At 41.4% G+C, this 4,854-nt stretch carries 6 protein-coding genes and 1 tRNA gene; 4 read left to right on the top strand and 3 right to left on the bottom strand.

What is annotated here, in order from left to right:
* Positions 1–203, top strand: a 203-nt coding sequence (locus QZY09_RS03325; protein WP_295668011.1) for a hypothetical protein, incomplete at its 5' end; no start/stop codon positions are given.
* Here QZY09_RS03325 and aroB read toward each other — a convergent pair.
* Together aroB and QZY09_RS03315 are read right to left on the bottom strand one after the other, a co-directional pair.
* On the bottom strand, positions 188–1,246 hold the full coding sequence (gene aroB / locus QZY09_RS03320) for a 3-dehydroquinate synthase (RefSeq protein ID WP_295668009.1): 1,059 nt from the start codon (positions 1,244–1,246) through the stop codon (positions 188–190). The two genes, QZY09_RS03325 and aroB, sit on opposite strands and share 16 nt — an antisense overlap.
* Before the next feature lie 3 nt (positions 1,247–1,249).
* Positions 1,250–1,456: an RNA-binding S4 domain-containing protein gene (locus tag QZY09_RS03315; RefSeq protein ID WP_295668007.1), complete on the bottom strand. Its 207-nt coding sequence runs from the start codon at positions 1,454–1,456 to the stop codon at positions 1,250–1,252.
* Positions 1,457–1,628: 172 nt separating this feature from the next.
* Here QZY09_RS03315 and QZY09_RS03310 point away from each other — a divergent pair, with 172 nt between their 5' ends.
* Positions 1,629–2,825 (top strand): proline dehydrogenase family protein, encoded by a 1,197-nt coding sequence (locus tag QZY09_RS03310; protein WP_295668005.1) that lies wholly within the window; start codon positions 1,629–1,631, stop codon positions 2,823–2,825.
* Positions 2,826–2,854: 29 nt separating this feature from the next.
* On the opposite strand, the gene QZY09_RS03305 is transcribed toward QZY09_RS03310, so the two are convergent.
* Entirely contained in the window at positions 2,855–3,499 is a 645-nt protein-coding gene (locus QZY09_RS03305) for an HAD family phosphatase (protein ID WP_295668003.1), read from the bottom strand.
* 146 nt (positions 3,500–3,645) lie between these two features.
* Here QZY09_RS03305 and QZY09_RS03300 point away from each other — a divergent pair.
* Positions 3,646–3,719, top strand: a tRNA-Ile gene (locus QZY09_RS03300).
* 187 nt (positions 3,720–3,906) lie between these two features.
* A complete protein-coding gene (locus QZY09_RS03295; RefSeq protein ID WP_295668001.1) occupies positions 3,907–4,806 on the top strand; it encodes a phage integrase SAM-like domain-containing protein in 900 nt (299 codons plus the stop codon).
* Positions 4,807–4,854: the final 48 nt, after the last annotated feature.

Below are 4,854 nucleotides of genomic sequence, written 5' to 3'. Positions count from 1 at the left end.
CAACAGAAATGGATAGCTTTTTAAAAAGAAAAAAAGAAGCAAAAAAAGAAAAACCTGTTAAGATGTGGATAACGCTGCGCGTTACCCACATCTTAACAGGACAAACAAACAACAATAATGTACTATCTTTATTTATTAAAATCAGTCAACTTTTTTTAGGACAAGTCATACAAAAGAGCCTGTTTTTTTATAACGCCGCATAGAATGCCAAACTCTCGCAAAGCTCGGCATCGGTACAAATATGATCAAGTGTACACTTGCCTATGCTTTCCAGCAAAGTGCAGTTGATCTTACCGTTCTGGTTCTTTTTGTCTTTAAGCATGATCTCGCAAAGGGTAACAAAATTTGCAGTCGCGAGCGGATATTTTGGATACAGACTGCCGATCACTTCTACAATTTCATCGAGCTCTTCCTTTTTTAGCCCTGTTTTTTTGTATGATAAATAAGCTTCGCAGATCATACCAATGGCGATGGCTTCGCCATGGGTCAGCGGGTCGCCGTCATTGATCAATGAGTTGGTTTCAACAGCATGCCCAACGGTATGCCCAAAGTTAAGGGCCTTGCGGATGCCTTTTTCAGTAGGGTCCTCAACAACCACTTTGTTTTTGATCTCAACCGACCAGTAGATCAATTCTTCATCCGGTAAGCTTAAATCGCTCGCCTTTAACCGTTCCCAATAGGCCGAATCAACGATTAGCCCGTGTTTCAGCATTTCGGCAGTGCCCGAAAGTATTTGCCTTGCAGGCAGTGTTTTTAAGAAATCATAATTGATAAACACCGCTTTTGGCTGGGTAAAGGTACCGATGATATTTTTTATACTGTTAATATCAATACCGGTTTTCCCGCCAACTGAAGCATCTACCTGCGACAGCAAGGTTGTGGGTACATGTACAAAATCGATGCCCCTTTTATAGGTTGATGCGGCAAAACCACCCATATCGCTGATCACACCGCCACCCAGGTTTACCACTAAGCTTTTCCGGTCAGCAGCAAAATCTATCAGCGTCCGCCAGATACCTATACAATAATCTATATCTTTATTTTCTTCCCCGGCGGGGACCTCGATCAGGTCGTAATTGTCATCATCGCCCAATTCAGCTTTTATAGCCGGAAGGCAATGCGCCCCGGTGTTTTCATCAGTCAGAATAAAAAACCTTGAATAATTTCCGTCTTTTATAAAATTTACCAGTTCAGCAATGCTGTTTTCAAAAAATATGGGGTAATTGTCGCTTTGTATCGTCTTCATATATTAAATTACACGGATAGTTTCTCCCCTGAATTCCACGGTATCACCGGGTTTTACTTTCAGGCGTTTACGGTAGTCAACCTGGCCATTATACTTTACTTCACCCTCTGTTACAACTATTTGCGCTTCTCCTCCGGTTTGTACCAGGTTAGCTGCTTTTAACAATTGGATGAGGGGGATATAATCGCCGTTAACTTTAAACTCTATCATGCGGGCGCAAAAATAAACTATTCGCTGAATAATGATATATGTTAGCTGGTAATTTATAATTTTGTTGCGCGTTCAGCGGGTTTATAGATCATAGTTCATGGTTCATAGTTGATGGTAAGCAGTTTCAGCTATAGACTTTTAACTATGAACCATGAGCCATGAACCATGAACTATGAACATAACTGACCAACTTTCCTTCGAAAACACGGAGATCGCTTTCCGCCATTCTTCCGATGCGGACCTAAAACGCGCCTACTGGCTGTTCAGGGTCATCAATGTTAATTTTTTAGTGAAAATAGGGCCGCCGATTACCAATTTCGCTATGAAACTGGGTTTGCCTATTAACGGGCTCATAAAGGCCTCCATTTTTAAACATTTTTGCGGCGGCGAAACCATCAGGGAGTGCGAAGGCACGATACGAAGCCTTAACGACGGAAATGTTGGAACAATTCTCGATTTCTCAATAGAGGGGCAGGATGACGAACAAGCCTTTAACAGCACAAGGGACGAAATTATCAGGACAATTAAACGGGCGGTTAAAGATAAGTCGATACCGCTTACGGTATTTAAAGTTACCGGGACCATACGGCATGCGTTATTGGAGAAACTGGATGCTGGAACAGCATTAAGCGCAGCAGAGCAGGAAGAGTGGCAAAAGGCGCAGGATCGCGTGCTGTCGATCTGTGAGAAAGCCTATTCGGTTGGCATACCAGTGATGATCGATGCCGAAGAAACCTGGATCCAAAAAACAATCGACGCGCTTACTATGAATATGATGCTGCGGTTTAATAAGGAAAAAGCAATTGTTTACAATACTTACCAGTTATACCGGCATGATAAATTGCAGTCATTAAAAGACGACCATTTAAAGGCCCAAAAACATGGCTGCATATTGGGGGCAAAGTTAGTGCGCGGCGCCTATATGGAAAAAGAACGCGAACGTGCTGTGTTAAAAGGTTACCCCTCGCCCATTCAGCCCGACAAAAAATCAACTGACAGGGATTATGATGCTACATTGGAGTACTGTACTGACCATATCGGCGAGATAGCTTTTGTAGCGGGAACCCATAACGAAGAAAGCTGCCGGGTTTTGGCGGATATGCTAAATAGAAAAGGGATCGATCATAAACACCCACATGTGTATTTTTCGCAGCTTTTAGGAATGAGCGATAACCTAAGTTTTAACCTGGCTAATGTGCGCTATAACGTTGCCAAATATGTGCCTTATGGCCCAATTAAAGCAGTATTGCCCTATCTTTTCAGGCGGGCCCAGGAAAACACAGCTATAGCGGGTCAAATGAGCCGCGAACTGGGTTTGATTGTGAAAGAAGTGAAGAGAAGAAGGCTAAAGGCGAAAGGTAAAAGGTAAAAGGTAAAAGGCTTTTTTTTGTTTAACCTTTAACTTTTCACCTCATTTTTAAAAAGCGCCTTGATAGTATCCGGTGCTGTCATTAAATAGGTGTTGATCCCCAGTTTTTTGGCGCCTTCAATATGTTGCGGGCTGTCGTCAATAAACAGGGTTTCGGCTGGATCAAGGTTATTTTCCATTAATACCTGCTCAAAGATCTCCGCTTCCGGTTTGCGTTTCCCCAGCAAGTGTGAATAGTATATTTTTTCGAACAAATGGTCATTACTCTCAAAACCGAAATCATCTTTCAGGTATTTCATGATATGATCGAAGTGGATTTCGTTAATATTGCTCAATAAAAACGTACGGTATTTCGATTTAAGATTTAAAATTAATTCGTGGTTGCCTTGCGGAATGCCAACAAGCAGGCTGTTCCAGGCATGGTCGATCTGCTGATCAGTCAAATTTGGCTTGCGGGTGATCTCTTTGATGCGTTCCCTGAAGCCAATGGCGTCGATGTCCCCTCTTTCAAAAGCGGTAAAAACCGGGTCCTGTATTTTATGGCTGTAAAAATCATTTGCATTGTCAATGCCTAATTCTTTCCAGGCTTCCTGGCTTTTGGCGAAGTCGAGGCTAAAAATTACATTGCCGTAATCAAATATGATGTTTTTGATGTTTTGCATAGGTGAAATCATGATCGCAAATATCTAAAAATCGAAACGTCAACCAATAGCATTGTTAAAAAACAAAAATTTCGTTTCGTGATAATTATAAAATTTCTACATTTGCAGCCTGAATAGCGGTTTCGGCACTTCGTGTTGAAATTGTTCAGGAAAAACCGGCGCCTATAGCTCAGTCGGTTAGAGTAGAAGACTCATAATCTTTTGGTCCCTGGTTCGAGCCCAGGTGGGCGCACTTCGAAAAAAAGCTGTTTCTTTGTAAAGGAAACGGCTTTTTTTATGCATACAGGGCACTTTTGAGGGCCCGCTTATCTTGAAACGACGACCGTCGTATCGTCAGGATTTACACAGTTTTTTGTTGAACTTCACGCAAAACCGGTACAAATACGGTACAAAAGTTTTGCGTACTAAAAAAAAATTAAATGGCTACTGTATGCGCAAAGGTTTTAAAACACCATCTGAAGGCGGATGGTACTTACAATGTGAAGATCAGAATTTTTCATAAAAATGAAAAAAGGTATATTGATACCGATCACTATGTTACGGATAAACAATTGTCCCGAAACATGGCAATTAAAGACCCTATCATCAACCGGAAAGTCAATCAAAAGATTGATGATTACAGAATCGCTATAAGCGATTTGGGTGAGAAACTGGAATTCTTCAGCGCAGAAGCGTTAAGGGATTATCTTGCTAATAAAAATGCGGAAATAAATTTCATCCAGTTTTGTGACGATCATATCAGGCAATTGAAAAAGGATAAACGTGATGGCACGGCTTCCAACCAAACTACGGTAAGAAACAGCCTCGTCGATTTTTATAAAAGAGAAAAAGTGTCCATACTTGAACTCACCGCTGCGATGTTAAAATCCTATGCACGGTTTTTACGGAGCAAACGTACAATGACAAGAATTAACCACTTGGGTAAAGAAGTAACTACCGAAAGCGCTGGATTAACAGATAGCGGACTTTACAATCACATGAGGGATTTAAGAACTTTATTTAATGCAGCCAGAGATAAATACAATGATGAGGATTTAGGCATTATCAGAATCCCTCATTATCCGTTTAAAAAATATAAAATAGGCAGCCCCCCCGAGACGGAGAAACGAAATATCACCATCCAGCAGGTGAATATGATCAGGGATAGCCAGACTAAGCCGGGGAGCCGCGCAGAACTCGCTAAAGAATTGTTCATGCTCTCCTTTTTCCTCTGCGGGATGAATGCAGTTGATCTTTACAACTGCACCAAAGAGAATATTAAAAAGGGCCGTTTAGTGGATATTCCGGATAGCTTGACCAGGCGATTCCGTAGGATGTAGAGCACCGATTTGTGTAATAAGTTAAAGAAAATTAAATTGACAATCAAT

Origin of the sequence: uncultured Mucilaginibacter sp. (assembly GCF_903913935.1) — a bacterium.
Lineage (GTDB): Bacteria > Bacteroidota > Bacteroidia > Sphingobacteriales > Sphingobacteriaceae > Mucilaginibacter.
Note: the sequence above shows the minus strand (reverse complement) of the source record. Positions and strands in the feature narration are given on the sequence as shown.

What these genes read in the sequence shown, in the direction of transcription:
- QZY09_RS03310 (WP_295668005.1), top strand. Translation starts at nt 1,629, where the DNA reads ATGAACATAACTGACCAACTTTCCTTCGAAAACACGGAGATCGCTTTC.
- QZY09_RS03295 (WP_295668001.1), top strand. Translation starts at nt 3,907, where the DNA reads ATGGCTACTGTATGCGCAAAGGTTTTAAAACACCATCTGAAGGCGGAT.
- aroB (WP_295668009.1), bottom strand. Translation starts at nt 1,246, where the DNA reads ATGAAGACGATACAAAGCGACAATTACCCCATATTTTTTGAAAACAGC.
- QZY09_RS03305 (WP_295668003.1), bottom strand. Translation starts at nt 3,499, where the DNA reads ATGATTTCACCTATGCAAAACATCAAAAACATCATATTTGATTACGGC.
- QZY09_RS03315 (WP_295668007.1), bottom strand. Translation starts at nt 1,456, where the DNA reads ATGATAGAGTTTAAAGTTAACGGCGATTATATCCCCCTCATCCAATTG.